Source organism: Curtobacterium caseinilyticum (genome assembly GCF_030363035.1).
Taxonomy (GTDB): domain Bacteria; phylum Actinomycetota; class Actinomycetes; order Actinomycetales; family Microbacteriaceae; genus Curtobacterium; species Curtobacterium caseinilyticum.
Genome location: NZ_JAUCMN010000008.1, coordinates 111,009 through 136,527, shown reverse-complemented (window position 1 = coordinate 136,527; position 25,519 = coordinate 111,009). Strand labels below are relative to the sequence as shown.

Annotated in this window: 24 protein-coding genes; 13 read left to right on the top strand and 11 right to left on the bottom strand. The window is 72.1% G+C overall.

The features are described 5' to 3' along the window. Window positions 1–36: 36 nt before the first annotated feature. Together QUG93_RS12415 and QUG93_RS12410 are read left to right on the top strand one after the other, a co-directional pair. Entirely contained in the window at window positions 37–684 is a 648-nt protein-coding gene (locus tag QUG93_RS12415) for a TetR/AcrR family transcriptional regulator (protein WP_289474319.1), read from the top strand. A 113-nt stretch (window positions 685–797) separates the two neighbouring features. Then, complete coding sequence (locus QUG93_RS12410; RefSeq protein ID WP_289474317.1) at window positions 798–1,325, top strand: YbhB/YbcL family Raf kinase inhibitor-like protein; 528 nt, start codon at window positions 798–800, stop codon at window positions 1,323–1,325. Between the two features lie 213 nt (window positions 1,326–1,538). Here QUG93_RS12410 and QUG93_RS12405 read toward each other — a convergent pair whose 3' ends face one another. After that, on the bottom strand, window positions 1,539–3,812 hold the full coding sequence (locus tag QUG93_RS12405; protein WP_289474315.1) for a polyribonucleotide nucleotidyltransferase: 2,274 nt from the start codon (window positions 3,810–3,812) through the stop codon (window positions 1,539–1,541). A gap of 280 nt (window positions 3,813–4,092) precedes the next feature. On the opposite strand from QUG93_RS12405, the gene QUG93_RS12400 reads away from it, so the two are divergent. Beyond that, window positions 4,093–5,310, top strand: coding sequence for a coiled-coil domain-containing protein (locus QUG93_RS12400; RefSeq protein WP_289474313.1), 1,218 nt, complete (start codon window positions 4,093–4,095; stop codon window positions 5,308–5,310). A gap of 26 nt (window positions 5,311–5,336) precedes the next feature. Here QUG93_RS12400 and QUG93_RS12395 read toward each other — a convergent pair whose 3' ends face one another. The 3 genes from QUG93_RS12395 to QUG93_RS12385 all read right to left on the bottom strand — a co-directional run bounded on the left by QUG93_RS12395 (window position 5,337) and on the right by QUG93_RS12385 (window position 6,989). Further along, window positions 5,337–5,960: a CE1759 family FMN reductase gene (locus QUG93_RS12395; protein WP_289474311.1), complete on the bottom strand. Its 624-nt coding sequence runs from the start codon at window positions 5,958–5,960 to the stop codon at window positions 5,337–5,339. 188 nt (window positions 5,961–6,148) lie between these two features. Then, the gene (gene rpsO, locus QUG93_RS12390; RefSeq protein ID WP_022902140.1) at window positions 6,149–6,418 is read right to left on the bottom strand and encodes a 30S ribosomal protein S15; all 270 of its coding nucleotides are present in this window, start codon (window positions 6,416–6,418) and stop codon (window positions 6,149–6,151) included. Between the two features lie 124 nt (window positions 6,419–6,542). Further along, window positions 6,543–6,989 carry a VanZ family protein gene (locus QUG93_RS12385; protein WP_289474309.1) on the bottom strand — a complete coding sequence of 149 codons (447 nt, stop codon included), beginning with the start codon at window positions 6,987–6,989 and terminating at the stop codon, window positions 6,543–6,545. A 103-nt stretch (window positions 6,990–7,092) separates the two neighbouring features. Here QUG93_RS12385 and QUG93_RS12380 point away from each other — a divergent pair, with 103 nt between their 5' ends. From QUG93_RS12380 to QUG93_RS12370, 3 genes are read left to right on the top strand one after another with little or no spacing between them, the layout of a single operon-like run. Further along, window positions 7,093–8,205, top strand: a complete 1,113-nt coding sequence (locus QUG93_RS12380) for a glycoside hydrolase family 6 protein (protein WP_289474307.1) — start codon at window positions 7,093–7,095, stop codon at window positions 8,203–8,205. Window positions 8,206–8,238: 33 nt separating this feature from the next. Further along, window positions 8,239–9,294, top strand: coding sequence for a M4 family metallopeptidase (locus QUG93_RS12375; RefSeq protein WP_289474305.1), 1,056 nt, complete (start codon window positions 8,239–8,241; stop codon window positions 9,292–9,294). Between the two features lie 17 nt (window positions 9,295–9,311). After that, window positions 9,312–9,584 carry a protealysin inhibitor emfourin gene (locus tag QUG93_RS12370; protein ID WP_289474303.1) on the top strand — a complete coding sequence of 91 codons (273 nt, stop codon included), beginning with the start codon at window positions 9,312–9,314 and terminating at the stop codon, window positions 9,582–9,584. A gap of 73 nt (window positions 9,585–9,657) precedes the next feature. On the opposite strand, the gene QUG93_RS12365 is transcribed toward QUG93_RS12370, so the two are convergent. The 3 genes from QUG93_RS12365 to QUG93_RS12355 all read right to left on the bottom strand — a co-directional run bounded on the left by QUG93_RS12365 (window position 9,658) and on the right by QUG93_RS12355 (window position 13,337). Continuing rightward, window positions 9,658–11,904, bottom strand: coding sequence for a HelD family protein (locus QUG93_RS12365; RefSeq protein WP_289474301.1), 2,247 nt, complete (start codon window positions 11,902–11,904; stop codon window positions 9,658–9,660). 225 nt (window positions 11,905–12,129) lie between these two features. Then, window positions 12,130–12,966, bottom strand: a complete 837-nt coding sequence (locus QUG93_RS12360) for an aldo/keto reductase (protein ID WP_289474299.1) — start codon at window positions 12,964–12,966, stop codon at window positions 12,130–12,132. Then, window positions 12,966–13,337 (bottom strand): FKBP-type peptidyl-prolyl cis-trans isomerase, encoded by a 372-nt coding sequence (locus QUG93_RS12355; RefSeq protein WP_250366595.1) that lies wholly within the window; start codon window positions 13,335–13,337, stop codon window positions 12,966–12,968. The genes QUG93_RS12360 and QUG93_RS12355 overlap by 1 nt, the downstream gene beginning before the upstream one ends. Window positions 13,338–13,607: 270 nt before the next feature. On the opposite strand from QUG93_RS12355, the gene QUG93_RS12350 reads away from it, so the two are divergent. Both QUG93_RS12350 and QUG93_RS12345 read left to right on the top strand, forming a co-directional pair. Then, window positions 13,608–14,924, top strand: coding sequence for an MFS transporter (locus tag QUG93_RS12350; protein WP_289474295.1), 1,317 nt, complete (start codon window positions 13,608–13,610; stop codon window positions 14,922–14,924). 184 nt (window positions 14,925–15,108) lie between these two features. Beyond that, entirely contained in the window at window positions 15,109–16,191 is a 1,083-nt protein-coding gene (locus QUG93_RS12345) for a YihY/virulence factor BrkB family protein (protein WP_289474293.1), read from the top strand. Window positions 16,192–16,294: 103 nt separating this feature from the next. Here the strand turns inward: QUG93_RS12345 and QUG93_RS12340 are convergent, their stop codons facing one another. From QUG93_RS12340 to QUG93_RS12330, 3 genes are all read right to left on the bottom strand, one after another. After that, window positions 16,295–17,767 (bottom strand): aspartate ammonia-lyase, encoded by a 1,473-nt coding sequence (locus tag QUG93_RS12340; RefSeq protein WP_289474291.1) that lies wholly within the window; start codon window positions 17,765–17,767, stop codon window positions 16,295–16,297. 294 nt (window positions 17,768–18,061) lie between these two features. Further along, window positions 18,062–18,358: a hypothetical protein gene (locus QUG93_RS12335; RefSeq protein ID WP_289474289.1), complete on the bottom strand. Its 297-nt coding sequence runs from the start codon at window positions 18,356–18,358 to the stop codon at window positions 18,062–18,064. Continuing rightward, window positions 18,358–19,614: an inorganic phosphate transporter gene (locus QUG93_RS12330; protein ID WP_289474287.1), complete on the bottom strand. Its 1,257-nt coding sequence runs from the start codon at window positions 19,612–19,614 to the stop codon at window positions 18,358–18,360. The genes QUG93_RS12335 and QUG93_RS12330 overlap by 1 nt, the downstream gene beginning before the upstream one ends. A 116-nt stretch (window positions 19,615–19,730) precedes the next feature. Between QUG93_RS12330 and QUG93_RS12325 the strand changes: the two genes are divergently transcribed. The 3 genes from QUG93_RS12325 (at window position 19,731) to QUG93_RS12315 (ending at window position 23,597) form a co-directional block, all read left to right on the top strand. Further along, window positions 19,731–21,419 carry a cation:proton antiporter gene (locus QUG93_RS12325; protein ID WP_289474285.1) on the top strand — a complete coding sequence of 563 codons (1,689 nt, stop codon included), beginning with the start codon at window positions 19,731–19,733 and terminating at the stop codon, window positions 21,417–21,419. Between the two features lie 270 nt (window positions 21,420–21,689). Continuing rightward, a complete protein-coding gene (locus QUG93_RS12320; protein ID WP_289474283.1) occupies window positions 21,690–23,099 on the top strand; it encodes an ABC transporter permease in 1,410 nt (469 codons plus the stop codon). A 210-nt stretch (window positions 23,100–23,309) separates the two neighbouring features. After that, a complete protein-coding gene (locus tag QUG93_RS12315; protein ID WP_289474281.1) occupies window positions 23,310–23,597 on the top strand; it encodes a hypothetical protein in 288 nt (95 codons plus the stop codon). Here the strand turns inward: QUG93_RS12315 and QUG93_RS12310 are convergent. Then, window positions 23,594–24,100 carry an 8-oxo-dGTP diphosphatase gene (locus tag QUG93_RS12310; RefSeq protein ID WP_289474279.1) on the bottom strand — a complete coding sequence of 169 codons (507 nt, stop codon included), beginning with the start codon at window positions 24,098–24,100 and terminating at the stop codon, window positions 23,594–23,596. The two genes, QUG93_RS12315 and QUG93_RS12310, sit on opposite strands and share 4 nt — an antisense overlap. Window positions 24,101–24,182: 82 nt before the next feature. On the opposite strand from QUG93_RS12310, the gene QUG93_RS12305 reads away from it, so the two are divergent. Together QUG93_RS12305 and QUG93_RS12300 are read left to right on the top strand one after the other, a co-directional pair. Continuing rightward, window positions 24,183–24,533, top strand: coding sequence for a tryptophan synthase subunit alpha (locus QUG93_RS12305; protein WP_289474277.1), 351 nt, complete (start codon window positions 24,183–24,185; stop codon window positions 24,531–24,533). A gap of 34 nt (window positions 24,534–24,567) precedes the next feature. Then, complete coding sequence (locus tag QUG93_RS12300) at window positions 24,568–25,458, top strand: aminodeoxychorismate lyase (RefSeq protein WP_289474275.1); 891 nt, start codon at window positions 24,568–24,570, stop codon at window positions 25,456–25,458. Window positions 25,459–25,519 lie beyond the last annotated feature (61 nt).

Genomic DNA, 25,519 nt, shown 5'->3' with positions numbered 1-25,519 from the left:
TCCCCCGCGGAGCCGATGAGTCCGAGGAGCAGCGCTGTGACGGTCGATTCCCCCCAACCGGCCGTCCAGCGTCTCCCGGGCCCGAGCACGAACCTCGCGTCGCCGGACGGGTCGAGCGTCCCCCCGGCTCCCCGCTCCGGCGGCGCGAAGGTCCGCATCCTCGAGACGGCTTCGCGACTCTTCTACGAAGAGGGCATCCGGGGTGTCGGCGTCGACCGACTGATCTCCGCGGCGAGCGTCACGAAGGCGACGTTCTACAAGCACTACGGGTCGAAGGACAACCTGATCCTGGCCTACATCCGAGCCCAGGACGAGCGGGTGCAACAGGCCTTCGGCCGACTCGTCGCCGACGCCGACAGCCCGATCGACGCCGTCCGCGCCTGGGTCGCCGCAGTCTCCGACGAGGTCGGCCGCAGCGCGTTCCGCGGCTGCGCGTTCCTCAACGCCGCTGCCGAGTACCACGACCCGCGCGACCCGGTCCGTCAGGTCGTCGCCGCGCACCGTGACTGGTACACGGACCAGCTCGCATCGCTCCTGCAGCGCGCCGGACACCCGCTGGCGGGTGACGGTGCCGACGAGCTCATGCTCGCGCGCGACGGCGCGATGGCCGGTGCGTACGCCGGCGACGCGATCGCCGCGACGGCCGCACTCGGCCGCGTGGTCGAGCGCGTCATCACGCGCTGACGCAGCCGCTGTCCCGGACCGCACGGACGTCGGACGGGAGGCGCGTGGCGGGTCCGCCCCGGGCCTCCCGTCCGTCCCACCTCCGGACCAGGGCACGGGTGTTGGCTGGGTGCATGGCCAACGACCCCAACTGGAACCTCCCCGAGGTCCCCACGTTCACCCTGACGAGCCCCGACTTCGCCGACGGCGGCGTGCTGCCGGACTGGGCACGCGGTTCGGACGCCGGTGGCGAGGACCGCTCCCCCGCGCTCGAGTGGTCCGGCGCTCCCGAGGGCACGCAGAGCTACGTCCTCACCGTGTACGACCCCGACGCCCCCACCGGCTCGGGCTTCTGGCACTGGAGCCTGACCGACCTCCCCGCCTCGACGACCTCGCTGCCGCAGGGTGCCGGCACCGACGACGCCCTGCTGCCGGCCGAGGCGCTCCGCCGCCGCAACGAGTACGGCACCGACACGTACCTCGGTGCGGCGCCGCCCGCTGGTCACGGCCCGCACCGCTACGTCTTCACGGTGAGCGCGCTCGACGTGCCCGTGCTCGAGGCGCCCGCCGACGCCACACCCGCGGTCGTCGGCTTCCTGCTGCGCGTGCACCTGCTCGGTCGCGCGCAGCTGACCGGCACGCAGGAGACCCCTGCGTCCTGAGCCACGGCTGCGGAGCCCGTCCCCGAGACTCGGCTCCAGCGACGGTTCTCGTGCTCCCGAGCCCGAGAACCGTCGCGCAGCCCGAGACCCGCGCCCGCGACATCCGCGACACCCGCGACGCCGGCCTCGCCGACGTCGCCTGCACACGGCGACGGCCGCCACTCCAGCAGGAGCGGCGGCCGTCGTCGTGTCAGCAGCGCGAGGCGCGAGGGATCAACCCTCGGCGTTGTCCTCGGTGTGCTTCTCGTGACCCTCGCGGCCCTCGGTGTCCACCTCGTCGGCGACGACCGGCGCGAGCGAGAGCTTGCCGCGGTCGTCCACCTTGGTGACCTCGACCAGGATCTTCTGGCCGACGCCGAGCACGTCCTCGACGTTCTCGACACGCTTGCCACCGGCGAGCTTGCGGACCTCGGAGACGTGGAGCAGACCGTCGCGGCCCGGGAGCAGCGACACGAACGCACCGAACGTCGCGATCTTGACGACCGTGCCGAGGAACTGGTCCCCGATCTCCGGGTTCGTCGGGTTCGCGATCGCGTTGACCTGCGCACGCGCGGCCTCGGCCGACGGACCGTCGACGGCACCGATGTAGACCGTGCCGTCGTCCTCGATCGAGATGTCGGCGCCGGTCTCGTCCTGGATGCCGTTGATCGTCTTGCCCTTCGGGCCGATCAGCTCGCCGATCTTGTCGACGGGGATCTGCACGGAGATGACGCGCGGCGCGGTGTCCGCCATCTCGTCGGGGGCGTCGATCGCCTCGGTCAGCACGCCGAGGATCGCGGAGCGCGCTTCCTTGGCCTGCTTCAGGGCGGCGTCGAGGACCGACGAGGGGATGCCGTCGAGCTTCGTGTCGAGCTGGATCGCCGTGACGAACTCGGAGGTACCGGCGACCTTGAAGTCCATGTCGCCCAGGGCGTCCTCGGCACCGAGGATGTCGGTCAGCGCCGCGTAGCGGGTCTGGCCGTCGACGGTGTCGGAGACGAGGCCCATCGCGATGCCCGCGACCGGGGCGCGCAGCGGCACACCGGCGTTGAGGAGCGACAGGGTCGAGGCGCAGACGGAGCCCATCGACGTCGAGCCGTTGGAGCCGAGGGCCTCGGACACCTGACGGATGGCGTACGGGAACTCCTCGCGCGACGGCAGCACCGGCACGAGGGCGCGCTCGGCGAGGAATCCGTGCCCGATCTCGCGACGCTTCGGCGAACCGACACGACCGGTCTCACCCGTCGAGTACGGCGGGAAGTTGTAGTGGTGCAGGTAGCGCTTCTTGGTGACGGGCGACAGCGAGTCGATCTGCTGCTCCATCTTGAGCATGTTCAGCGTGGTGACGCCGAGGATCTGCGTCTCGCCGCGCTGGAAGATCGCCGAACCGTGGACGCGCGGGATCACGGCGACCTCGGCGTCGAGCGGACGGATGTCGGCGAGGCCGCGACCGTCCATGCGGACCTGCTCGGTGAGGATGCGGCCGCGGACGACCTTCTTCGTGACCGACTTGTACGCGGCGCTGACCTGGCCGTTGGCGCTGTCGGGGAGCTCCCCGGCCTCGACCTTGGCGGCGACGGCCTCCTTGACGCGGGCCTTCAGGGCGTCGTCCTTGTCCTGACGCTCGAGCTTGCCGGCGATCTGGTAGACGTCCTTGAGCTCGTCGAGGGCGATCGCCTCGACGGCCGAGTAGACCTCGGGGGCGTACGGCGGGAAGACCGGGTAGTCCTGGATCTCCTTGGCCGACTGCGCCGCCATCTTCGCCTGCGCCTCGACGAGGACCTTGAGGAACGGCTTGGCCGCCTCGAGGCCCTGCGCGACGATCGCCTCGTCGGGCTTGGTGGCGCCGCCCTGGATGAGACCCCAGGCGTGCTCGGTCGCCTCGGCCTCGACCATCATGATCGCGACGTCCTCGTTGCCCTGGTCGTCGGTGACGACGCGACCGGCGACCGTGAGGTCGAAGACCGCTTCCTCGAGCTGCGAGGCCTTCGGGAACGCGACCCACTGGTCGCCGATCAGTGCGAGGCGCACACCGGCGATCGGGCCGGAGAACGGCAGACCGGAGATCTGCGTCGACGCCGACGCGGCGTTGATCGCCAGCGCGTCGTAGAACTCGTCCGGCGCGATGCTCAGGACGGTGATGACGATCTGGACCTCGTTGCGCAGGCCGTCGACGAACGACGGGCGCAGCGGCCGGTCGATGAGGCGGCAGACGAGGATCGCCTCGGTGCTCGGGCGGCCTTCACGACGGAAGAACGAGCCGGGGATCTTGCCGGCAGCGTACGAGCGCTCCTCGACGTCGACCGTGAGCGGGAAGAAGTCGAAGCCCTCGCGCGGGTGCTTGCCGGCGCTGGTGGCCGAGAGGAGCATGGTCTCCTCGTCGAGGTACGCGGCGACCGCGCCCTGGGCCTGCTGTGCGAGGCGGCCGGTCTCGAACCGGACGACGCGCTTGCCGAACTTGCCGTTGTCGATGACGGCCTCGGCGAACTTGATCTCGGGACCCTCCAAAAGGGTGCCTCCTTGACGTGTTCGGCAGACCTGGGCGACGGCACTCGATGGTGCGTGCGCGCCGAGGGGTCGGGACGCATGTCTGGTCAGCAGTAGAAGCACTCGGGACGGACGGACTGCCCGCGAGCCACCACCGATGACCAGCTCCGTGCCCGGTCTGCGCAGTGTGTTGTGTGACGTCCGCGGGAACGGTCCCCGGACGATGAGGACTTTACCAGTCCTCAGGCTCCCCGCCGGTGTTGCTCGTGGCGAACGGGCGTGTCCCCGGTAGCCTGCCGCCATGCGCATCACCCCCTCGCGGGGCGTGCTCGTCGCGGCCGCGGTGGTCGTCGGCGCGCTCGTCGCCCCGGTCGTCACCGCTCTCCCCGCGACCGCCGACCAGACGACGCAGTACCCGAGCTGGCAGGACGTGCAGCGCGCCAAGGGCGACGAGCAGGCCGCCGCGGCCGAGGCCACGAAGGTGCAGTCCGCGCTCCGGTCGGTGCAGGCGGACGCCGCGGCGAAGTCGCAGGCCGCGCTCGACGCGTCAGCGGTCGCCGACCGTGCCGAGGCGGACCTGGCGTCCGCCGCCCAGGCCGCCACGAGCCTCCAGGCCCAGTCGGCCGGCGCACAGCGCACCGCTTCCCGCGCGCAGGAGCGTGCCGGCCAGCTCGCCGCGACCCTCTACCGCGACGGCAGCGGGAACGCGATGACCACCCGGATCGCGACCGCCGACGACCCGGACCAGCTGCTCTACCAGCTCGGCGCGATGGACCAGCTCTCCACGACGTGGGAGGGCGTGCTCGACGACGCCTCCGTCGCCAGCCGCACCGCGTCGTCGCTGCACGACCAGGCCGAGCGCGCCGAGCACGAGCGGGACTCCCTCGCCCGGGCCGCCGAGCAGCGCTCCACCGCCGCGCGCGCCGCGTCGGACTCCGCCGCGCAGGCCGTGGCGGACACCCAGCAGCACAGCGACGAGCTCTACGCGCAGCTCGCGGAACTCAAGGACACCACCGCGCAGACGGAGCAGCGGTACGAGCTCGGGGTGCAGGTCGCGGCGCAGAAGGCGGCGCAGCAGCGGGCGCGCGAACGTGCGGCCGCGGCCGCGGCGGCTGCAGCAGCCGCCCCGGCCCCGACCACGTCGGCGCCCGTCCCGACGAGCGGCGGCTCGGGCACGTCCTACCCGAGCACGGGTGGGGTGACGGTCGACCCCGCGGGCGCACAGGCCTACGCCAGGAGCGCGATCGGCGCCTACGGCTGGGGCGTCGACCAGTTCTCGTGCCTCGTGTCGCTGTGGAACCAGGAGTCCGGCTGGCGGGCGAACGCCCTGAACGCCTCGAGCGGGGCGTACGGCATCCCGCAGTCCCTGCCGGCGAGCAAGATGGCGGTCGCCGGCGCCGACTGGCGGACGAACGCGGCGACGCAGGTCAACTGGGGCCTCGCGGACATCCACGACGCCTACGGGTCACCGTGCGCCGCGTGGAACCACGAGATGAGCGAGAACCCGCACTGGTACTGACCCGCTGACGCCGGTGGCGCGCCGGCTCAGTGGCCGAGGCCGCCGAGCAGGGACGCGAAGTCGGCCGGCGCGGCGAGGACGTCCGCCTGCTGCGGGGTCCGCCGGGAGGCGCGGATCGCCCAGGCGAGGTCGGAGCCGGCCCGGCGGATGCGTGCGTCGAGCGCGGCCGAGTCGTCGGCGCTCCCCCAGTCGTCCGTCGCGGCGAACACACCCGTCGGGACGACCGCGGCACGCAGGTACGCGAAGACCGGACGCAGTGCGTGGTCGATCGCGAGCGAGTGCCGAGCGGTCCCCCCGGTCGCGGCGAGGAGCACGGGGACGTCCGCCATGCCGTCCTTGTCGAGCACGTCGAGGAACGACTTGGCGAGTCCGCTGACACCCGCGGTGAAGATCGGCGTGACGAACACGACGGCGTCAGCCTCGAGCACGGTCCGCTGCGCTGCTTCGAGGCCGGACGCGGCGAACCCGGTGAGCATCGCGTCGACGATCTCGTGGGCGATCGGACGCAGCTCGACGTGGCGGACGTCGACGGTCGTTCCCGGCTGTTCGGACGTGATCGCGGCGACCGCCGACTCGGCGAGACGATCCGCGAGCAGGCGGGTGGAGCTGGGCTCGGAGAGCCCGGCGGAGACGACGGCGATGGTGGTCATGGTGATCCCGACTTTCGATGCGTTTGCATGAACATCGTACCGAACCGCGCGGGCCACGCAACCATTACCGTCCCGGGAGCCACAAGAAGGGGTCCGTCGCCGGGGACGAGGAACGCCCCGGTCCTCACGAGGAGGACCGGGGCGTTCCGGTCATGCAGTGTCTGCGAGTCGACCAGCGACGCAGGAACCTATCGGCGGAGGCCGAGGCGCTCGATGAGCGCACGGTAGCGGTTGATGTCGACGTCGGAGAGGTAACCGAGGAGACGGCGACGCTGACCGACCATGAGCAGCAGACCACGACGCGAGTGGTGGTCGTGCTTGTGCTCCTTGAGGTGCTCGTTCAGGTCGTTGATGCGACGTGTCAGAACGGCGACCTGGACCTCGGGGGATCCGGTGTCGCCCGGGTGGGTCGCGTACTCTTCGATGATCTCCTGCTTGACCTTCGCGTCAAGTGCCATGGATGATCCCCTTCCTGTCCGTTGCGCGGTGCCCGTACCTGATGCACGAGCGCTCTTGATCCGCGGCCGTTCGACGGCAACCGGACGAGACTACCAGAGATCGAGCCGGGCTGACACGCGTGGTTCAGGCCGTGCGGGCACGCAGGCGCTGCCGTCGCGGAGCGGGCAGCAGGCTGCGGAAGAGCCCGACGAGTGTCGCGCCGAGGAGCCCGCCGAGGCCGTTCGACAGCACGTCGCGCGGGTCGGCCACGCGGTAGGGCAGGTACAGGGCCTGTGCGACCTCGATGCCGACGGACAGTCCCACCGCCACGACCGCGCCGAGCAGCCACCAGCGCCGCGGGAGCCAGAGCGCGGCGAGCATGCCGACGGGGACGAACATCGCGATGTTGGCGAGGAACTCGACCCGGTCGTAGGTGAACCACGCCCCGTGCGGCAGCGCCTGCACCCACGCGACGGCGTGCAGCACGAACGCGTTCTGGGCGTGCGTGAAGACCTGCGGCGTGAGGGTCATCCGCCAGATCACCCAGGCGTAGCCGGCGGTGAGGGCGAGCAGCAGGAGCTTCCGGAACATCCGGTCAGTATCACCGCTGACCGCTGGCAGGAGCCCGCGACCCACCTGGGCGGACGCCGGGCCGCCCTGGCACCGGGGCTCCCCCACCTGCCAGCATGGACGCATGCCGGAACAGGGGAACGGCGGCCGCCGGGGCGGTGCGCGCAGCGGACGTCGGCAGTGGGCGGTCCTCGCCGTCGGCGCGCTCGTCGCCGCCGGGCTCGTCGTCGTCGTCGTGCTCGCCACCGGGCCGATGCCCGGTCCGACGTCCGGACCGAGCGGCGGCCGGTCGAGCGGACCGCCCGGCACCGGCGTGTCCGGGGACAATGACGCCTCCGGTCCCGCTCGCGCGTCGGCGGCAGCAGCGTTCCCCGGTGGCCTGGCGATGCAGCCGGACGCCGACAACCAGGCCGCCCGCCGGGCAGCCGAGGCCCGCGCCGACGGCGAGCGCACCACGGCCGCACGCATTGACGTGATCGCCGAGCAGCCCGTCGCGACGTGGCTCACCGACCCGTCCGAGCGCGCCACCCGTCAGACGGTCCAGCGGGTCGTGCGCAGCGCCGAGCAGCAGGGCCGCACGCCGGTGTTCGTGCTCTACGCGATCCCCGACCGCGACTGCGGCAGCTACTCCGCCGGCGGCACGTCCGAGGAGGCCTACCTGCCGTGGGTCCGCTCGGCCGTCCGGGCGATGGACGGATCGCACGCGGTCGTCCTCGTCGAGCCGGACTCGATCGCGCAGGTCCGGGTGTGCGAACGGCTCGGGCGGGACCGCCTGCGCCTGCTCGACCGCGCCGTCGACGAGCTGCACGGCCACGGCCTGACGGTCTACCTCGACGGCGGCAACGAGGACCGGGTGCCCGTGGCGACGATGGCCGGGTGGCTCCGGCAGGCCGGGGTGGACCGGACGCAGGGCTTCGCGACGAACGTCTCGAACTTCTACCGCGTCGACCAGGAGCGCGCGTACGCCGACCGGCTGGCGGACGCGGTCGGCGGCGACCCGCACTACGTGATCGACGTGTCCCGGAACGGACAGGGGTGGCGCGGCACCTGGTGCAACCCCGAGGGCGCCGGACTCGGGCAGGCGCCGCACGTCACGCGCGGTACGACGCGGCTCGACGCCCTGCTGTGGGTGAAGACCCCGGGGTTGAGCGACGGGACGTGCAACGGTGGCCCGGCCGCCGGGCAGTGGTGGGAGTCGTACGCACTGGCCCTGGTCGAGCACCGCCGCCGGGACTGACCGACCGTCGGACGTCGGTGGTTGCATGACGCCATGACCGCCACCGACCGCCGCCGCTCCGTCGTCCCGCCGTACCTGCTGCGCGCCGTCGCCGCAGCGGCGGAGCACCCGCGGGCAGCCTCGGCAGCGCGGACCGCGCTCGCCGAGATGTCGGCGGTCGCCGCACCGAAGCACGAGCACCGCGTCCGACCGCAGGGCGTCACCGGCACGGTCGACCGGTCCCCGCAGCGCACGATCGCCGACGCACACGGCTCGACGAGCCTGCCCGGCACGGTCGTGCGCCGCGAGGGCGACCCGGACTCGGGCGACGCCGCGACGGACGAGGCGTACGCCGGCCTCGGTGCGACGCACGCGTTCTGGCTCGACGTGTTCGGGCGGGTGTCGATCGACGGGGCCGGGCTCCCCCTCGACGCCACCGTCCACTACGGACAGGACTACGACAACGCGTACTGGGACGGGCAGCGCATGGTGTTCGGCGACGGGGACGACGAGGTCTTCCGGCGCTTCACGGTCGCGCTCGACGTCATCGGGCACGAGCTCGCCCACGGCGTGACGCAGTACACCGCCGACCTGACGTACGAGGGCCAGTCCGGAGCGCTGAACGAGTCGGTGAGCGACGTCTTCGGGTCGCTCGTCGCGCAGCACGCCGCAGGCCAGACCGCCGACCAGGCGAGCTGGCTCATCGGCGAGGGCCTGTTCACGGACGCCGTCCAGGGGGTCGCCCTGCGGTCGATGCGCGCACCCGGCACGGCCTACGACGACCCGGTGCTCGGCAAGGACCCGCAGCCGGCGACGATGGCGGACTACGTCGAGACGACCGAGGACTCCGGCGGGGTGCACCTGAACTCGGGCATCCCGAACCGCGCGTTCTTCCTGGCCGCGACCGCGATCGGCGGGTACGCGTGGCAGGGAGCCGGCGCCGTCTGGTGGGATGCGCTCACCGCGGCGGAGACGACCGCGGGGATCGACTTCGCGGGCTTCGCCCGGGTGACCGTCGACGCCGCCGCCGGCCGCTTCGGCGCGGGTTCGACGCAGCACGCGGCCGTCGAGGACGCCTGGCGCACGGTGGGCGTGCTCACCGCGCCGTGACGGCGTAGAACCGGAGCATGCACATCGTCGTCCGCCGGAGTGGTGGACTCGCCGGGCTCTCGCGGGGCTGGCGGGTCGACACCGAGTCGCGCGACGACCCGGACGCCTGGTACGACCTGGTCGGCGCGCTCCCCCGCGAGGCTCCCGTGCGCCGCAGACGGGCGGTGCCGGACGACTTCACCTGGACGGTGACGGTCGCCAGGACCACCGTGACCATCCCCGGCAGCCAGCTCGACGGTCCGTGGGCGACCCTCGTCAGCCGCGTCCGTGACGAGGGCGACCCGGACTGAGCAGCACGTCTCGCCGTCGCACCACCTGACGGACGGGAGGCACGTGACGGCGTCGCCACGTGCCTCCCGTCCGTCAGTCGGTGACGTCGACCACGACCAGCCGACGGGTCGGACGGGTCATGGCCACGTAGACGGCGGCCGCGGCGCGCGCCGCGTCGCCGCCCACCCGGTCGGGGTCCACCAGCAGCACGCCGTCGAACTCGAGGCCCTTGGCGTCGGCGCCCGTCAGCACCGTGACGGAGCCGGGCCGCGGCGAGCCGAGCCCCCGGACGTCGGCGTCGGTCCGCGTGAGCCGCTCACGGACGGTGGCGACGTCGGCCTCGGGCACGATCACGCCGATCGTGCCCGAACCGATCCGGCCCCGCTCGGCGTCGACCCGCTCGGCGACCGTGTCGAGCACGGCGTCGCGCGGTACGGTCACGCGGTCCACCGGGTCGCCGTCGCGCACGGCCTCGGTCCGGGTGACCGTGAGCCCCGCGGCGTCGGCGAAGGCACCGGCTGCCTGCACGATCGACCGCGGCGTGCGGTAGTTCACCGTCAGCTCCTCGATGCGGTGGTCGAGCGGCACGACCGGTGCCCGGCCCCGCCGACGGCGAGCCAGCGCACCGACGACGTCGTCCCACGTCCGCGCCGCCGCGGGCGAGGAGCCCTGCGCCGTGTCCCCGACGATCGTGAAGGACCGCAGCGGGTTGCGCCGGGCGAGCACGCGCCACTGCATCGGCGAGAGTTCCTGAGCCTCGTCGACCACGATGTGCCCGTAGGTCCACTCGCGGTCCTCGGCGGCACGCTCGGCGGTGGTGCGGGGGTCGCCGCCCTCGGCGAAGGACCCGGCGACCTGCTCCGCGGTGACGATGCCCTCGACGCCCATGTTCTCGATGGCCTGACGCGCGTTCTCGACGTCACGGTCACGGCTGGCCTTCGCCGCACGCTTCGCGGCCCCGCCGGTCGGGTCGAAGGGTCCGAGGAGCTCCGCGGCCTCGTCGAGCAGCGGGACGTCCTCGACGGTGAAGCCCGCACCACGCGGGCGCAGCAGCAGCGCCCGGCGCTCGGGTGTCCAGTCCGGGGTGAGCGACGCCAGCCAGTTCGGCCGGGCGTAGAGGTCCTCGAGGAACTTCTCCGGCGGCAGCGGCAACCAGGCGGTGTTGAGCAGCACCCGGGCGTCGTGGGAGCTCCGGATGTCCTCGCGCAGGACCTTCTCGTCGCTCTCGTCCACCGCCGAGCCCCGTGCCCGGATCTGGTCGGCGAGGAGCCGGGTCATCGCGTCGAGGGCGATCTTGTTGAACGTGACGCGCGCGACGTTGTGGGGCTTCCCGCGGTCCTGCGCCCGCTTGAGGGCGTCGGCGACGAGCTGCGGCGGCACCGTCAGGCGCTCACCCTCGACGTCGAGCACCACCGGCTCGGTCGGCACGACCTGGCGCGAGCGGACGGCCCGCCGCAGGAGCGACGCCATCTGCGCCGAACCCTTGACGGCGGCGACGTCGCGGGCGTCGTGCGCGGTGGCGCGCACACCCGGGTACAGCGAACCGAGGGACGCCATCACGACGCCGGTCTCGCCGAGCGACGGGAGCACCTGCTCGATGTAGGTCAGGAACGCCGGGGACGGCCCGACCATCAGCACGCCCGACCCGCGGAGCCGGTCGCGGTGCGTGTAGAGCAGGTAGGCGGCGCGGTGGAGCGCCACGGCGGTCTTCCCGGTGCCGGGTCCGCCCTGCACGATGAGGACGCCCTCGAGCGGGGAGCGGATGATCCGGTCCTGCTCACCCTGGATCGTGGCGACGATGTCCGTCATGCGACCGGTGCGCTCGGCGGTGACGGCCGCCAGGAGCGCGCCCTCGCCCTGCAGGTGGGTGCGCTCGTCGTCGTACAGCGTCGCGTCGAAGACCTCGTCCTCGACGCCGACGACCGTCCGGCCCTCGAGCGTCAGGTGCCGCCGCGCACGCATGCCCATCGGGTGGGCCGCGGTCGCCTGGTAGAAGGCACTCGCGCCGGGGACGCGCCAGTCGAGCAGGAGGGGCCGGTGCTCGTCGTCGCGCAGGCCCACCCGGCCGATGTAGCGGAGGGCGTCCTCGTCGGGGTCGGGCTCCGAGACCTCGAGCCGTCCGAACACGAGCCGGTCGCCGACGCGGTCGAGCGTGGCGATCGTGTCCTCGTAGAGCCGGGCGTACGCGTCACGCTCGCTGCGGCTCTGGTGGTTGCCGCCGACCGCCTGGCGGCGGGTCTCGGCGAGGCGCTGCTCGGCCTCGGCCGTCAGCTCGTCGAGTCGGGCGAAGAGCCCGTCCACGTACCCACGCTCACGGTCGATCTCGGTCGGTTCGGACACACGCCACCCTTCGGGACAGGGGAACCCAGTGTAGTCCCCCTGCGCGGACGGCAGACGCTGCGCGGACGGGAGGCGCGTGGCGGACGGCAGGCGCTGCGCGGACGGGAGGCACGCGGCGGACCCGCCACGCGCCTCCCGTCCGCAGGGAACCTGGTCCCGGACACCGCACCGCGTTCTTCCGTGGTGGCCTGTCCGGAACCTGGTTCCGCGAGCCGGTCCTCGGCCCTACATCTCCTCGTGCGTGTCCGGGTCGCCGTCCCAGAGCCGGCCGCGCTCGAGCCCGGAGATCGCGCGGACCTCGTCGTCGGTCAGCGCGAAGCCGAACACGTCGAGGTTCTCGCGCTGCCGGTCCGGGTCGCCGGACTTCGGCACCGGGACGGCACCGAGCTGGACGTGCCAGCGCAGCACGACCTGACCGGGCGTCACGCCGTGCGCCTCCGCCGCGTCGAGCACGGGCTGCTCGGTGAGCAGTTCGGACTGCTTCGCCAGCGGGCTCCAGCTCTCGGTCACGATGCCGTACTCGGCGTGCACCTTGCGGAGCTCGGCCTGCGGGAAGTACGGGTGCAGCTCGACCTGGTTGACGGCGGGCGCGACACCCGTGGCGTCGATGATCGCCTTCAGGTGCTCCGGTGTGAAGTTCGAGACGCCGATCGAGCGGACCTTGCCGCTGTCGCGGAGGTCGACGAAGGCCTTCCAGGTGTCGACGAACTTGCCGACCGAGGGGTTCGGCCAGTGGATGAGGTACAGGTCGACGCGGTCCAGCCCGAGGTTGCCGAGCGTCTCGTCGATCGAGCGGTGCGCCTCGTCGTAGCCGTGGTGGCGGCCCGGGAGCTTCGAGGTGACGACGAGGTCCTCGCGGTCGACCTCGGACTCGCGGACGGCACGGCCGACGGCGTCCTCGTTGCCGTAGTTCAGCGCGGTGTCGAGCAGCCGGTAGCCGCTCGTGATCGCTGCACCGACCGCTGCGGCGCCCTCGTCGCCGTTCAGCCCGTAGGTGCCGAGACCGAGCTCCGGGAAGCGGTGGCCGTCGTTCAGCTCGATGGTGGGCGCGCCGACCTGCATCAGCGGACCCCGAGCAGGTCGATGACGAAGATGAGGGTCTTGCCGGAGAGGAAGTGGCCACCACCGGCCGGGCCGTAGGCGAGCTCCGGCGGGACGGTGAGCTTGCGGCGACCGCCGACCTTCATGCCGGGGATGCCCTCCTGCCAGCCGCGCACGAGCGCCGCGAGCGGGAAGTCGATCGGCTCGCCGCGGTTCCACGAGCTGTCGAACTCCTCGCCGGACTCGTACTCGACGCCGGCGTAGTGCACCTTGACGGTCGAGCCGGGCTGCGCGACGTCGCCGTCACCCTCGACGATGTCGGTGATCACGAGCTCGGTGGGGGCCGGGCCCTCGGGGGCGTCGAACTCGGGCTTGCTGTTGAGGTCAGTCATGCCGGTCAGTCAACCAGGTCGGCGTCGGTGCGATCCCGGGCCGCGCAGGTGTCTCGCTGCCCGCGAACGGGCACGATCCGTCGTCGCTGCCCGCGAACGGCACGATCCGTCGTCGCTGCCCGCGAACGGGCACGATCCGTCGTCGCTGCCCGCGAACGGGCACGATCCGTCACGCTCGGCGGACGAACGCCACGGATTCCGCCCGCTCGTGCCCGCGCTGGTGCCGATTCCGCCCACTCGCGCGCCACCAGGCAGCACAATGGTTCCACCGTGACACGACCTGACACCGCGCCCCGCCGCCGCCTGCTCGCCGACCTCACCCCGCTCCGCCGCTCCCCCGCCTTCGCGCGGCTCTGGGCCGGCACCGCGATCGCCGGCATCGGCACGCAGATGACCACCGTCGCCGTCGGCCTCGAGGTCTACGAGATCACCCGCTCGACCTTCGCGGTGGCCCTGGTGGGCGTGATCGCCCTCGTGCCGATGATCGTCGCGGGGCTGTACGGCGGGATGCTCGCGGACGCCTTCGACCGGCGGCTCGTCGCCCTGGTGTCGTCGATCGTCGCGTGGGCCGCCGTCGCCCTGATCGCCACGCACGCCTGGCTCGGGCTGCACAGCGTCGCCCTGCTCTACGTGCTCGCCACCGTGAACGCCGTGGCCGCCACCGTCAGCAACGCCTCGCGCTCGGCGATCGTCCCGCGGCTCGTCGGCACCGACCTGCTCCCCGCAGCGAGCGCCCTCGGTGGCATCGCGTCCGGCTTCCAGGTCACCGTCGGGCCCGCGATCGCCGGCGTGCTCATCGCGAGCGTCGGGTTCGCGCCGACGTACACGATCGACGTCGTGCTGTTCACGTTCGCGTTCCTCGGGGTGTTCACGCTGCCGCGGATGGCCGCGGACCACGACGCGCTGCGGCCCGGGCTCGGGTCGCTCGTCGAGGGCGCCCGGTTCCTCCGGCGCTCCCGGAACATCACGATGACCTTCGTGCTCGACATCGTCGCGATGACGTTCGGCCAGCCGCGCGTGCTCTTCCCGGCGATCGGCGCGCTCGTCATCGGCGGCGGGTCGATCACGGTCGGCACGCTCACCGCCGCGTACGCCATCGGTGCGCTGCTCTCCAGCGTGTTCTCCGGCCCGCTCGGGCACGTGCGACGCCAGGGCGAAGCCGTCGGCTGGGCCATCACGGCGTACGGCGCGGCGATCGCGGCGTTCGGCGTCGTCATCGCGCTGGCGCACGTGCTCGGCGGACGGTCCGGCGAGTCGTTCTCCGTCGGGATCCTGCCGGCGCTGGGCCTCGCGGCACTGTTCCTCGCGATGGCGGGCGGCGCGGACAACGTGAGCTCGGTGTTCCGGAACACGATCCTGCAGGCGGCGTCGCCGGACGGCATGCGCGGGCGACTCCAGGGCATCTTCATCGTCGTGGTCACCGGCGGTCCACGCCTCGGCGACCTCTACGCCGGTCTCGTCGTCGCGGCCGGCATCGCCTACCCGCCGATCCTCGGCGGCGTGCTCATCATCGGTCTCGTCGCGCTGCTCCTGCGCCTGGTCCCCTCGTTCCGCCGCTACGACGCGCTGCACCCGCACGCGAACTGACCGGCGGTGACGCGGTGCACGTTGCCGGACCCGAGACTCGGGCCAGGCGACGGTCCTCGCGCTCATCGCCCCGAGGACGGTCGCAGAGCCCGAGTCTCGTGACAGGACGGCGGCCGGACGGGAGGCGCGTGGCGGGGCCGCACCGCGCCTCCCGACCGCCACGTGGTCCGGTACCGTTCACCCCATGCCCGACAGCGCCGCGCGCGACCTGCAGCGGACCGGGGTCCGCGCGGTCGTCCGGCGCACCTACCACTCCGTCATCCGGCACCGGGTCGTCGACGCCGCCGCCTCACTGACGTTCTTCGCGCTGCTCACGGTGTTCCCGACCGCGCTCGCGGTGGTGTCGGCACTGTCCGTCGTCGACCGACAGGGCGACAGCCTCACCGACATCGTCCAGGTGCTCGGGTTCATCCTGCGACCGGAGACCGCGCAGCACCTGGAGGGGCCCCTGCGGCAGCTCCTGACGCTGGACAGCCCGTGGCTCGGTTTCTCGATCGGGCTCGTCCTGACGCTGTGGTCGCTGTCCGGGTACGCGACCGCGTTCGGACGGGCGATGAACACCGCGTACGAGGTCGAGGAGGGGCGGCGCATCTGGAAGTTCCGCAGCATGATGCTCCTCGTCACGCTGCTCGTCATGGTCGGCGGCGCCGTCGCGATCGTGATCCTGCTCGCCACCCCGACGATCTCGGCCGCGGTCGTCCGCCAGCTCGGCTGGGCGCCGTGGATCGACGACCTGTGGAACGTGGCGAAGTGGCCCGTGCTCGCCGTCGTCCTCGTGGTGATGGTGGCGGTGCTCTACTACGCGACGCCGAACGTGAAGACCCCGCAGCTGCGCTGGGTGTCCGCGGGTGCGGCGTTCGCGATCGTGACGTGGGCGCTGGCGACGGTCGGCTTCGCCGTCTACGTCGAGACGATCGGCGGCGGGAACAAGGCGTACGGCTGGCTCGGCGGCGGGATCCTGCTGCTCGTCTACCTGTACATCTCGAACTTCGTGCTCGTGGTGGGCGGCGAGCTCGACTCCGAGGTGATCCGGATGCGGCAGCTGCTCGCGGGCATCGAGGCGGACGAGTCCATCCGGCTGCCGCTCCGCGACGTGACGCGGAACTCCACGCTCGCGCGGTGGCGTGACCAGGACATCGCCGCGGCGCAGGACGTCCGGACCGCTGCGCTGGAGCGGGCGCAGGCCGACGAAGAGCCGGACACCGAGGCGGAGCACCTGCGCGCGATGGCGCAGCAGGTCCGCGTCGGCGAGCCGCCGATGCCGTAGGGAGGGTCGCCGGCGCTGCCGTCCGCGAAACGCAACCTCGGCGGTTCCTCGCAGCGGAATGACGCTGCGAGGAGTCGCCGAGGTTGCGTCCCGCGGAACGGGGTCAGCGCTCTCGCGCGGCTTCGTCCAGCATCTCCTCGGTGACGACCGGGATCGCCCCCGTCGCGAGCTCGATGCCGGACAGGCGCGCCGGCGACAGGACGCGCTGCACCTGGTCCTCGTCCATCAGCCCGGCCGCCGTCACGAGCGTCGCGATCGGCGTCGACGTCGTCAGCGCCGTGTGGGCGATCGACGCCGCTGCCGCGTACCCGATGTAGGGCGTCAGGGCCGTGACGACCCCGACGTTGGTGTCGACCTGGGCCGCGAGCTTCGCCTCGTTCGCCTCGATCCCGGTGACGCAGTGCACCCGGAGCGTCGCGCACCCGCTCGCCATCCACTGCAGCGACTGCAGGATCGAGTGCGCGATGATCGGCTCGAAGGCGTTGAGCTGCAGCTGTCCGCCCTCGGCCGCCATCGTCACCGTGGTGTCGGCACCGGCGACGGCGAACGCGATCTGGTTCACGACCTCCGGGATCACCGGGTTGACCTTGCCCGGCATGATCGACGACCCCGCCTGACGGGCCGGCAGTGTGATCTCCCCGAGCCCCGCCTGCGGACCCGATGCGAGCAGCCGCAGGTCGTTGCAGATCTTCGAGAGCTTCGCGGCGCTCCGCTTCACGGTGCCGGACAGGGTCATGAACGCGCCGGCATCGCTCGTCGCCTCGATCAGGTCCGGTGCGGTCACGATGTCGAGGCCGCTGGTGACCTGCAGCTGCCGCCGGACCTCGTCACGGTACTGCGGGTCGGCGGTGATGCCGGTGCCGATCGCCGTCGCGCCGAGGTTCGTCTCGGCGAGCAGGGGCGACACCGTGCGGAGCAGGAGGACGTCCTCCTGGATGGTGTGCGCGAATCCCGTGAACTCCTGCCCGAGGGTCATCGGGACGGCGTCCTGCAGCTGCGTCCGCCCGATCTTCAGGACGTCCTGGAACGCCCGGCCCCGCTCGGCGAACGCGTCGGAGAGCAGTTCGAGCTGCTCGGTGAGCCGCCGCACCCCGAGGATCATCGCCAGCTTGATGCTCGTCGGGTACGTGTCGTTGGTCGACTGGCTGCGGTTCACGTGGTCGATCGGGTGCAGGTACGCGTAGTCGCCCTTCTCGCGCCCGAGGATCTCGAGGGCGCGGTTCGCGAGCACCTCGTTCGTGTTCATGTTCGTCGACGTGCCGGCCCCGCCCTGCACGATGTCGACGACGAACTGCTCGCGGAGCGCACCGTCACGGACCTCCTGCGCCGCCTGGTCGATCGCGTCTGCACGCTCGGCGTCGAGCACGCCGATGGCCTTGTTCGCACGGGCCGCTGCCTGCTTGACGGTGGCGAGTGCCTCGATGAGGTCCGGGTACACCGCGATCGGCACCGACGTGATCGGGAAGTTCTCGAGCGCGCGCAGGGTGTTGATGCCCCAGTACACGTCGGCGGGGACCTCGAGGGATCCCAGGGAGTCGGTCTCGGTGCGCGTTCGTGGTGCTTCGTTGCCGGTCACCCTGACGAGGCTAGCCCGTCCGGCCGGTTCGGTCCGGCAGGCGGGTGGACCGGTGGGTGGGTGGCCGGGCGGCTGGGCGGTTGGGCTGCCGGGCGGCTGCGCGGGCGACGGCGCATCGGTGGAGCAGGAACTGTCGGGTGCGGTCCGCGGACCCGACGTCGTCTGCTCCACGGATCGCGCCGCGGGCGCGGACGCGACACGACGCGACGCGACACGACGCGACCCGACGACGGACGGGAGGCACGGTGCCAGCCGGCACCGCGCCTCCCGTCCGTCAGGGGGTCGCGTCCGACGTCAGTGGAACTGCGGGACGATCAGGTAGATCCCGTAGAGCACGGCGAGGCCGGAGACCGCGAAGCAAGCGACGGCGAGCGCGCGGAACGCGCGCACCCCGGGCTGCACGGTGCCCGGCTGCGGGAAGCCGGCCGTGGCGGGGCCGACGGTGCCGTCGTCCTTCACGGTGTACTTGCCGGCGCGGGTGTCGGCGGCGCTCCAGAGGCGGAGGCCGATCGAGTAGACGAGGACCACGAAGCACGCGGAGACGACCGCGACGACGGCGACGGTCAGGAAGGCAAACCAGTCGATGCCCATCAGCGGCGTCCTCCGTTCCGTCCGGCCATGCGGCGCAGGGTGCGCTCGCGGCTGAGCTCCGCGCGACGCTCGGCGACCTGGGCCGCACGCTTCTTGCGCTGCATGTCGCGGAGCTCCTTGCGGGTGAACACCGCGTTCGCGGCGACGTCGACCTCGATGGCCGCGGCCTGCTCGTGCGGCTTGCGGAGCGACCACAGGTACAGGCCGAGGATGACCGCGGCACCGACCACGGCGTCGATGACGAGCCCCACCACGCCGAGGCGCGCGATGCCCGAGGCCACCGCACCCACCGCCGCCGCAGCGGGCAGCGTGATGAACCAGGCGATGACGATCTTGCCGGCGGTCGACCACTGGATCTTCGAGCCGCGGCGACCGAGCCCGGCACCGATGATCGACCCCGAGGAGACCTGCGTCGTCGACAGCGCGAAGCCGAGGTGGCTCGACGCGAGGATCGTCGCGGCGGTGGAGGCCTCAGCCGCGAAGCCCTGCGTGGCACGGATCTCGGTGATGCCCGAGCCGAGCGTCCGGATGATGCGCCAGCCGCCCGTGTAGGTGCCGAGGGCGATCGCGAGGGCACATGCCACGACGACCCAGAACTGGACCCCCTGGTCGGCCGACTGCGCACCGGAGGCGATCAGGGTCAGCGTGATGACACCCATGGTCTTCTGCGCGTCGTTCGTGCCGTGCGCCAGGGACACCATCGAACTCGTGAACACCTGGCCGATGCGGAAGCCGCCGCGCTCGTTCGGGAACACCGGACGACGGGTCACGCGGTAGGCGATGCGCGTGGCGAGGAGCGAGACGAGGGCGGCGATCACCGGCGACAGGAACGCCGGGATGATCACGACCGTCAGCAGCGCCGCGTAGTTCACCGAGCCGAGCCCGGCGCCGACGATCGCGGCGCCGATGAGCCCACCGAACAGTGCGTGCGACGAGGACGACGGCAGACCGCGCAGCCACGTGATCATGTTCCACACGACCGCGCCGATCAGGCCCGCGAAGATCATCTCGGGGGTGATCGCGACCCCGCCGGGGCCCTCGTTGATCAGCCCGTGCGAGATCGACGTCGCGACGGCGGTGCTGAGGAACGCACCGACGAGGTTGAGCACCGCGGCGACCGTGACGGCCACCTTGGGCTTCATGGCACCGGTGGCGATCGGCGTCGCCATCGCGTTGGCGGTGTCATGGAATCCGTTTGTGAAGTCGAAGAAGAGGGCCAACGCGATGACCAGGACGACTATGAGTGTGATGTCCACCGCGGGCAAGTGTCGCAGCCCATCGGCTCCGGGGCAAACCCTGCCGTCCACCTCCCGTCCACCCAGCCTGCGGGATCGTTCAGCCTGTGAACCATCCGGATGGGAAGATGGAGGCCATGGACACCGCGGAACTCCTCATCCTGTTGATCGGTTCACTCGCGGTGACCGGTTTCGCCCGCGCGAAGGGGCTGCCCGCTCCGCTGCTCGTGACGGCCGTCGCGCTCGCGGTGTCGTTCCTGCCCGGGCTGCCGGAGATCGAGATCGACTCCGAGGTGATCCTCACCGTGGTCCTGCCGCCCCTGCTCTACTCGGCGGCGCTCGACGTGTCGTGGCAGAGCTTCCGACAGTCGATCAAGCAGATCCGACGGCTCGGCATCTTCCTGGTGATCGTCACGGCGCTCGCGGTCGGGCTGGCCGCGTACATCCTGATCCCGGACATGGACTGGCCGGCCGCGATCCTGCTCGGCGCCGTCGTGGCCCCGCCGGACGCCGTGTCCGCCGCCGCGATCGGTCGGAAGCTCGGACTCCCCCGGCGTGTGATGACGGTGCTCTCCGGCGAGAGCCTCATCAACGACGCGGCGTCGCTGACCCTGGTGCGGGTGTTCACGCTCATCGCCGCCGGCACCTCGTTGACCGTCTGGCAGGACCTCGGCATCTTCGGCCTGGCGATCGGCGTCGGCTTCGCGGTCGGCATCGTCCTCGGTGTCGCGGTGCACTGGATCCGGATGCGGATCAACGACCCGGTCGTCGAGACGATCATGAGCATCCTGCTGCCGTTCGTCGCCTACGTCCTCGCCGAGCACCTGTCCGGCTCCGGCGTCATCGCGGTCGTCACCGCGGGGCTCTACATCGGCTACAACTCGCCGAAGGAGGGCTATGCGACCCGCCTGCAGGAGCGCCCGCTGTGGACCAGCATCGACGTCATCCTCGAGGGGTTCGTCTTCGCCCTGATCGGACTGCAGCTGAAGACGGTGGTGCAGGACCTCGTCGAGAGCGACCGGAGCCTCACGCAGACCCTCACCGCGGCGGCCGTCGTGCTCGTCGTCGTGATCCTGGTGCGACCGCTCTTCGTCTTCGAGTCCTACGCGCGCAACCGGTTGAACCGGCTGTGGCTCCGACCCCTGCGGGTCCGACTGTCCCGTGGCCACCGGTCGCTCCGGTGGCTGCGCGGCACGGCTGAACCGAAGCTGAACTGGCGCGAGCTGACGGTCATCTCCTGGACCGGCATGCGCGGCGTGGTCACCCTGGCGGCCGCGGTCGCGGTGGTGGCCGACCCGGTGATGATCAAGGCTCAGGACACCATCTTCATCATCGCGTTCGTGGTGACGGTCGGCACACTCCTGCTCCAGGGCCTGACGCTGCCGTTCGTCATCCGGGCCCTGAAGGTGCAGGACCCGGGAGAGGGCGAGGAGGACGTCCGCAGCGAGATGCGCCTCAACCAGCGCACCACCGAAGCGGCCATCGCCCTGCTCGAGCGTCGTCGTCCGGCCTGGGCGGAGCAGTACGGGCACCAGGCGGTCGACAGCGTCGTGAACCGCTTGAAGGCCCGGCTGGAGCGACAGGCCGAGACCTTCCGTCGCGACGCCGAGGAAGAAGAGGACGAGGAGCGCAACACCCCCGTCCGGCTCCGGGGTGCGCAGATCCAGGACATCCGACGCGAGCTGCTCGACCGACGCCGCGAGATCGTGCTCGAGGAGCGCGAGAAGGGCAACCTCGACGAGGAGGTCATGCGCCGCGTGCTCGTGACGCTCGACGCCGAGGAGCTCGCGATGGACTCGGCACAGGCGTCCCGCAGCCGTTCGTAGGGCAGCCGACCCGGCCCGTGCTCGGGACCCGGGCGTATCGTGACGCTCCGACCAGCAGAAGGAGCACGACGCCGAGTGAGCACGCCGCGGAACGACGTCCCCAGGAACAACGACCTCCCGGATCGAGACGGAGCGCCGCAGCAGCCCGCTGCCCCGAAGCCCCGACGCGGTCAGCAACCGCAGACCCGACCCTCCACCCGGGGCGGCTCGAAGCCGCGGCGCGGTGCCCCGGTCGCCGGGAGCCGCGCGCCCCGGACCCGCCAGGCCCCCGTGCCCGAGCCGCAGCGGATCAGTCGCTACCGCCGCTGGTACGGCACGCTGCACCCCTCGCTGCAGCTCATCGGCCTGCAGCTCTGGATGCCGCTGTTCTTCATCGTCGGCTTCTGCCTCTGCTACGTCTTCGCCTTCCACGCCCCGCACCCGCACGACGTCCCCGTGGCGCTCGTCGGCAGCGACCCGACGCTCGTCGCCGCCGTCGACAAGGCCCTGCCCGGCGAGTACGTCTTCCACACCTACGACTCGCTGGCCCGGGCGAAGCAGGACGTCCTCGCCGGCACGATGGCCGTCGCGTACGACCCGTCCGCCAACGAGGTCTTCAAGGCCAGCGCCCACCAGTTCCAGGTCGCCTCGCTCGTCCCCGCCACGCTGAGCTCCGTGCTCACCGGCATCGGCGTCGCCGCCCCGACCGTGACCGAGCTCGCACCGCTGCCCGCCTACGACGAGTACGGCACCGTCGCGATGTACGTCATGCTCGCGTGGTGCATCGGCGGCTACATGGTCGCGATGTTCATCGGCATCATGGGCGGGCCGCTGCGGCACCGCACCCGGATGACCGTCATCGTCGTCGGTGGCCTCGTGATCTCCCTGATCACGAACACGCTCGCCGGTCCGGTCGTCGGCGCCATCCACGGGCACTGGATCGAACTCGTGCTCATCGCGTGGGGCTGGATCGTCGCGATCGGCCTCGCCGTCAACGGGCTGAGCTACTTCGTCGGCCGCTTCATCGCCGCACCGGCCATGATCTGCTTCGTCTTCCTGTCGATGCCGTCGTCGGGCGGCGCGTACCCGAAGTGGTTCATGCCGGAGCCGTTCGCGTGGCTCAACCACGTCGTCGTGGGGTCGAGCATGGTCGACATGATCAAGCACGAGATCTACGGCGTCGGCCCCGGGTTCGGTCGCGGCCTCGTCACCATGGGCTGCTACGCCGCGGCCGGGCTCGTGCTCATGTTCTTCGGCAAGCAGTGGTGGGAGCGCCGCCGGATCTCCGCGATCGTGAACAACCGCACGACGATGTTCCAGGACGCGCAGAACGCGAACCGCGAGTTCCTCGGCAAGCAGCGGGACGCCGAGCTCGAGCGCCACGGTCTGACCTCGACCGAGACCGGCACGCTGAGCGTCCTGCGCGACGACGACTGGGAGGACGACCGGGCCACCGGCGACGTCTTCACCGGCGGGCGCGACGGGCTCGAGCAGGGGTCGACCCCGACCGGGCGCATCCCCGTGGTGCGGCAGGCGGACCGGTCCGGCCCGACCCGGACGGGAGGCGCGGCGAACGGCCCCCGGACCCGTCCCGTCCCGCGGGTGGACGCCTCGGGGCGCCGACCTGCGTCGACAGGATCGCGTCCGTCCCGGTCCGGCGCACCCGACGAGCGCCAGCACGGGCGGCACGCCGAGCGCTGACGCCGGCGCTGACGCGGTCCGGTCGCGGTTGATGCCGGCGCATGGTGCGACACCGCACGCGTCGATCGACCGGTGCGTTGTCGCTCGATGCGCACGCACCATATGTAGGCGCACGGTGCGACACCGCACGCGTCGATCGACCGGTGCGTTGTCGCTCGATGCGCACGCATCCGGGGCGGAGCGCCGCGCCGCCCGGCGTATCCTGTCCACATGCACCCGCGCACCGCCTGGCACCGCGTCCTCGTCACCGTCGTCGTCGTGTTCCTCGTGCTCGCGGCCGCCCTCTACGCCGCCAGTGTCCTGCTCGCGCCCGCTGACGGTCGGAACACCGCGGGGCTGTTCGTCGGCTGGGCGATGTTCGCCGTCGTCGGTGCGATCGCCGCAGGGATCGTCGACTTCTTCGTGCGCCCGCTCGGCGGCCGCAGCGGGGACGCCGACGTCATCGCCGCCGCCGAGGAAGCGCGCACCGGCAGCACCCGCGTCCCCCAGGAGCGCTAGACGCCGGTCCCGCTGAAGCCGGACACGGTCGCGTTGTCCTCGGCGAAGCTGAACCGCGCGGACACCGTCCCGCCCCGGAGCACCCCCGGCAACCAGTAGCGGGCGTCGTCCCACATCGCGTCCCACGGCACGGCGTCGACCGGGACCCACCGGGGTTCGAGTTCGTCGCTGCCCGTCGGGGTGCCCCGCCAGCGGCGGCAGACGAACACGTCCGAGACCTGGGACCAGGACGGCCGGAACGGGAACCGGTAGTCCAGCGTGCCACGCGCCTCCAGGTCGGCGACGTCGAGGTGCAGACCGACCTCCTCGGCGACCTCGCGCACCGCGGCCGCCTCCGGCGGCTCCCCCGGCTCGCGCTTGCCGCCCGGACCGACCAGGCGCCCGGCACCGAGGCCGCGGCGCTTCTCGCCGAGCAGGACCTCGGGCCCGTCGGCGCCGTCGCGGAGCAGGTAGACGACCACGACCGGGGCGTGCTGGGACTTCGTCTCGTCGCGTTCCGTCACGTCCCCAGTCTGGCGGACGTGTCCGGGGCCCACCCGCCGCTGGCGTACGCTCTCCTCATGGCAGGCGTGCTGCGGGGGCACCATGGCTGAGCCCCGCAGGACCGGGCGCAGCCTCGAAGTGCTGCGCGCCGAGGCCGCCGAGGAGATCGCCATGATCGTCGAGCACCGCAGTCGCGCGGGCGAGGACCCGTGGGAGTTCATGCCGTTGCTGCCGACCGTCGACGAGCAGGTGGTGCTCATCCTCCGCGCCGACGCCGTCGAGCTCGACGCAGCGATCGGGCAGCGGAGCGCGCACTGGGTGGGGCACCCGGCGTCCGGGCACGGCACCGAGCTCGGCGAGGAGTACCACCGGTTGCGCCGCATCGCCATGCAGCACCCCGAGCTGACGCGCGCCGTGTGGAAGTTGATGGGCGCACTGCCCGACCGCGACTGACCCGGGGCTCCCCACGCTGCGGTTGGATGGGTGCATGACCGACACCGTCCTCGCCGTCCTCAACCAGCCCTCTCGCGACGCCGCTGCGCACGACCCCTCGGCCGACGCGTACACGTGGGCGAAGCCGCTCGAGGAGCACCTGCAGGTGCAGGACCTCGGCGCGATCCGGGGCGACGGGGTGTTCGAGACCATCACGGTGGTCGACGGTCGGCCGCAGGCACTCGAACCGCACCTGGCGCGCTTCGTCCGGTCCGCCGCGATGCTCGACCTGCCGGCACCGGACCTCGACGCGTGGCGGCAGGCGATCGAGGCGGTGTGCGCCCGGCTCGACCCGGTCCACGAGGCGTTCGCGAAGACCGTCATGACCCGCGGCGTCGAGGGCTCGGGTCGGCCGACCGGCTGGGTCTACGCGGCACCGTCCGGTGACCAGTCGGCCGCGCGCACCGAGGGCATCGCCGTCGTGACGCTCGACCGCGGCTACCGGCACGACGTCGAGCGGACCTCGCCGTGGCTGCTGCAGGGTGCGAAGACGCTGTCGTACGCCGTGAACATGGCGGCGCTCCGCGAGGCCGAGCGCCGCGGTGCCGACGACGCCCTGTTCGTGTCGACCGACGGCTACGTGCTCGAGGGCACCCGCGCCAACCTCGTGATGTCGGTGGACGGGCGCTTCGTGACCCCGCGGACCGACATCGGGATCCTGGCCGGCACGACGCAGGCCGACGTGTTCCGGTTCGCCGAGGGCGAGGGCATCGCGACGTCGTACGAGCTGCTCACCCTGGCGGACCTCGAGGCCGCGGACGCCCTCTGGCTGCTGTCGAGCGTGCGTCAGGCGGCACCGATCCGGTCGGTGAACGGCGTGACGAGGTCGATGGACCTGGCGATGACCGAGCGCATCAACGACTTCCTGCTGTCCCGAGAGCAGTAACGGGTCGAGCCGTTCCGCTGGACGCAACGTCGGCGGTTGCTCGCAGCGCGACACCGTCGCG

Excerpts from the sequence above, each read along its gene's own strand:
- QUG93_RS12355 (WP_250366595.1), bottom strand. The coding sequence starts at position 13,337 with ATGACTGACCTCAACAGCAAGCCCGAGTTCGACGCCCCCGAGGGCCCG.
- QUG93_RS12300 (WP_289474275.1), top strand. The coding sequence starts at position 24,568 with ATGACCGACACCGTCCTCGCCGTCCTCAACCAGCCCTCTCGCGACGCC.
- QUG93_RS12370 (WP_289474303.1), top strand. The coding sequence starts at position 9,312 with ATGCACATCGTCGTCCGCCGGAGTGGTGGACTCGCCGGGCTCTCGCGG.
- QUG93_RS12315 (WP_289474281.1), top strand. The coding sequence starts at position 23,310 with ATGCACCCGCGCACCGCCTGGCACCGCGTCCTCGTCACCGTCGTCGTC.
- QUG93_RS12395 (WP_289474311.1), bottom strand. The coding sequence starts at position 5,960 with ATGACCACCATCGCCGTCGTCTCCGCCGGGCTCTCCGAGCCCAGCTCC.
- QUG93_RS12385 (WP_289474309.1), bottom strand. The coding sequence starts at position 6,989 with ATGTTCCGGAAGCTCCTGCTGCTCGCCCTCACCGCCGGCTACGCCTGG.
- QUG93_RS12325 (WP_289474285.1), top strand. The coding sequence starts at position 19,731 with ATGGACACCGCGGAACTCCTCATCCTGTTGATCGGTTCACTCGCGGTG.
- QUG93_RS12305 (WP_289474277.1), top strand. The coding sequence starts at position 24,183 with ATGGCTGAGCCCCGCAGGACCGGGCGCAGCCTCGAAGTGCTGCGCGCC.
- QUG93_RS12360 (WP_289474299.1), bottom strand. The coding sequence starts at position 12,966 with ATGCAGGTCGGCGCGCCCACCATCGAGCTGAACGACGGCCACCGCTTC.
- QUG93_RS12410 (WP_289474317.1), top strand. The coding sequence starts at position 798 with ATGGCCAACGACCCCAACTGGAACCTCCCCGAGGTCCCCACGTTCACC.
- QUG93_RS12375 (WP_289474305.1), top strand. The coding sequence starts at position 8,239 with ATGACCGCCACCGACCGCCGCCGCTCCGTCGTCCCGCCGTACCTGCTG.
- rpsO (WP_022902140.1), bottom strand. The coding sequence starts at position 6,418 with ATGGCACTTGACGCGAAGGTCAAGCAGGAGATCATCGAAGAGTACGCG.
- QUG93_RS12400 (WP_289474313.1), top strand. The coding sequence starts at position 4,093 with ATGCGCATCACCCCCTCGCGGGGCGTGCTCGTCGCGGCCGCGGTGGTC.
- QUG93_RS12345 (WP_289474293.1), top strand. The coding sequence starts at position 15,109 with ATGCCCGACAGCGCCGCGCGCGACCTGCAGCGGACCGGGGTCCGCGCG.
- QUG93_RS12335 (WP_289474289.1), bottom strand. The coding sequence starts at position 18,358 with ATGGGCATCGACTGGTTTGCCTTCCTGACCGTCGCCGTCGTCGCGGTC.
- QUG93_RS12380 (WP_289474307.1), top strand. The coding sequence starts at position 7,093 with ATGCCGGAACAGGGGAACGGCGGCCGCCGGGGCGGTGCGCGCAGCGGA.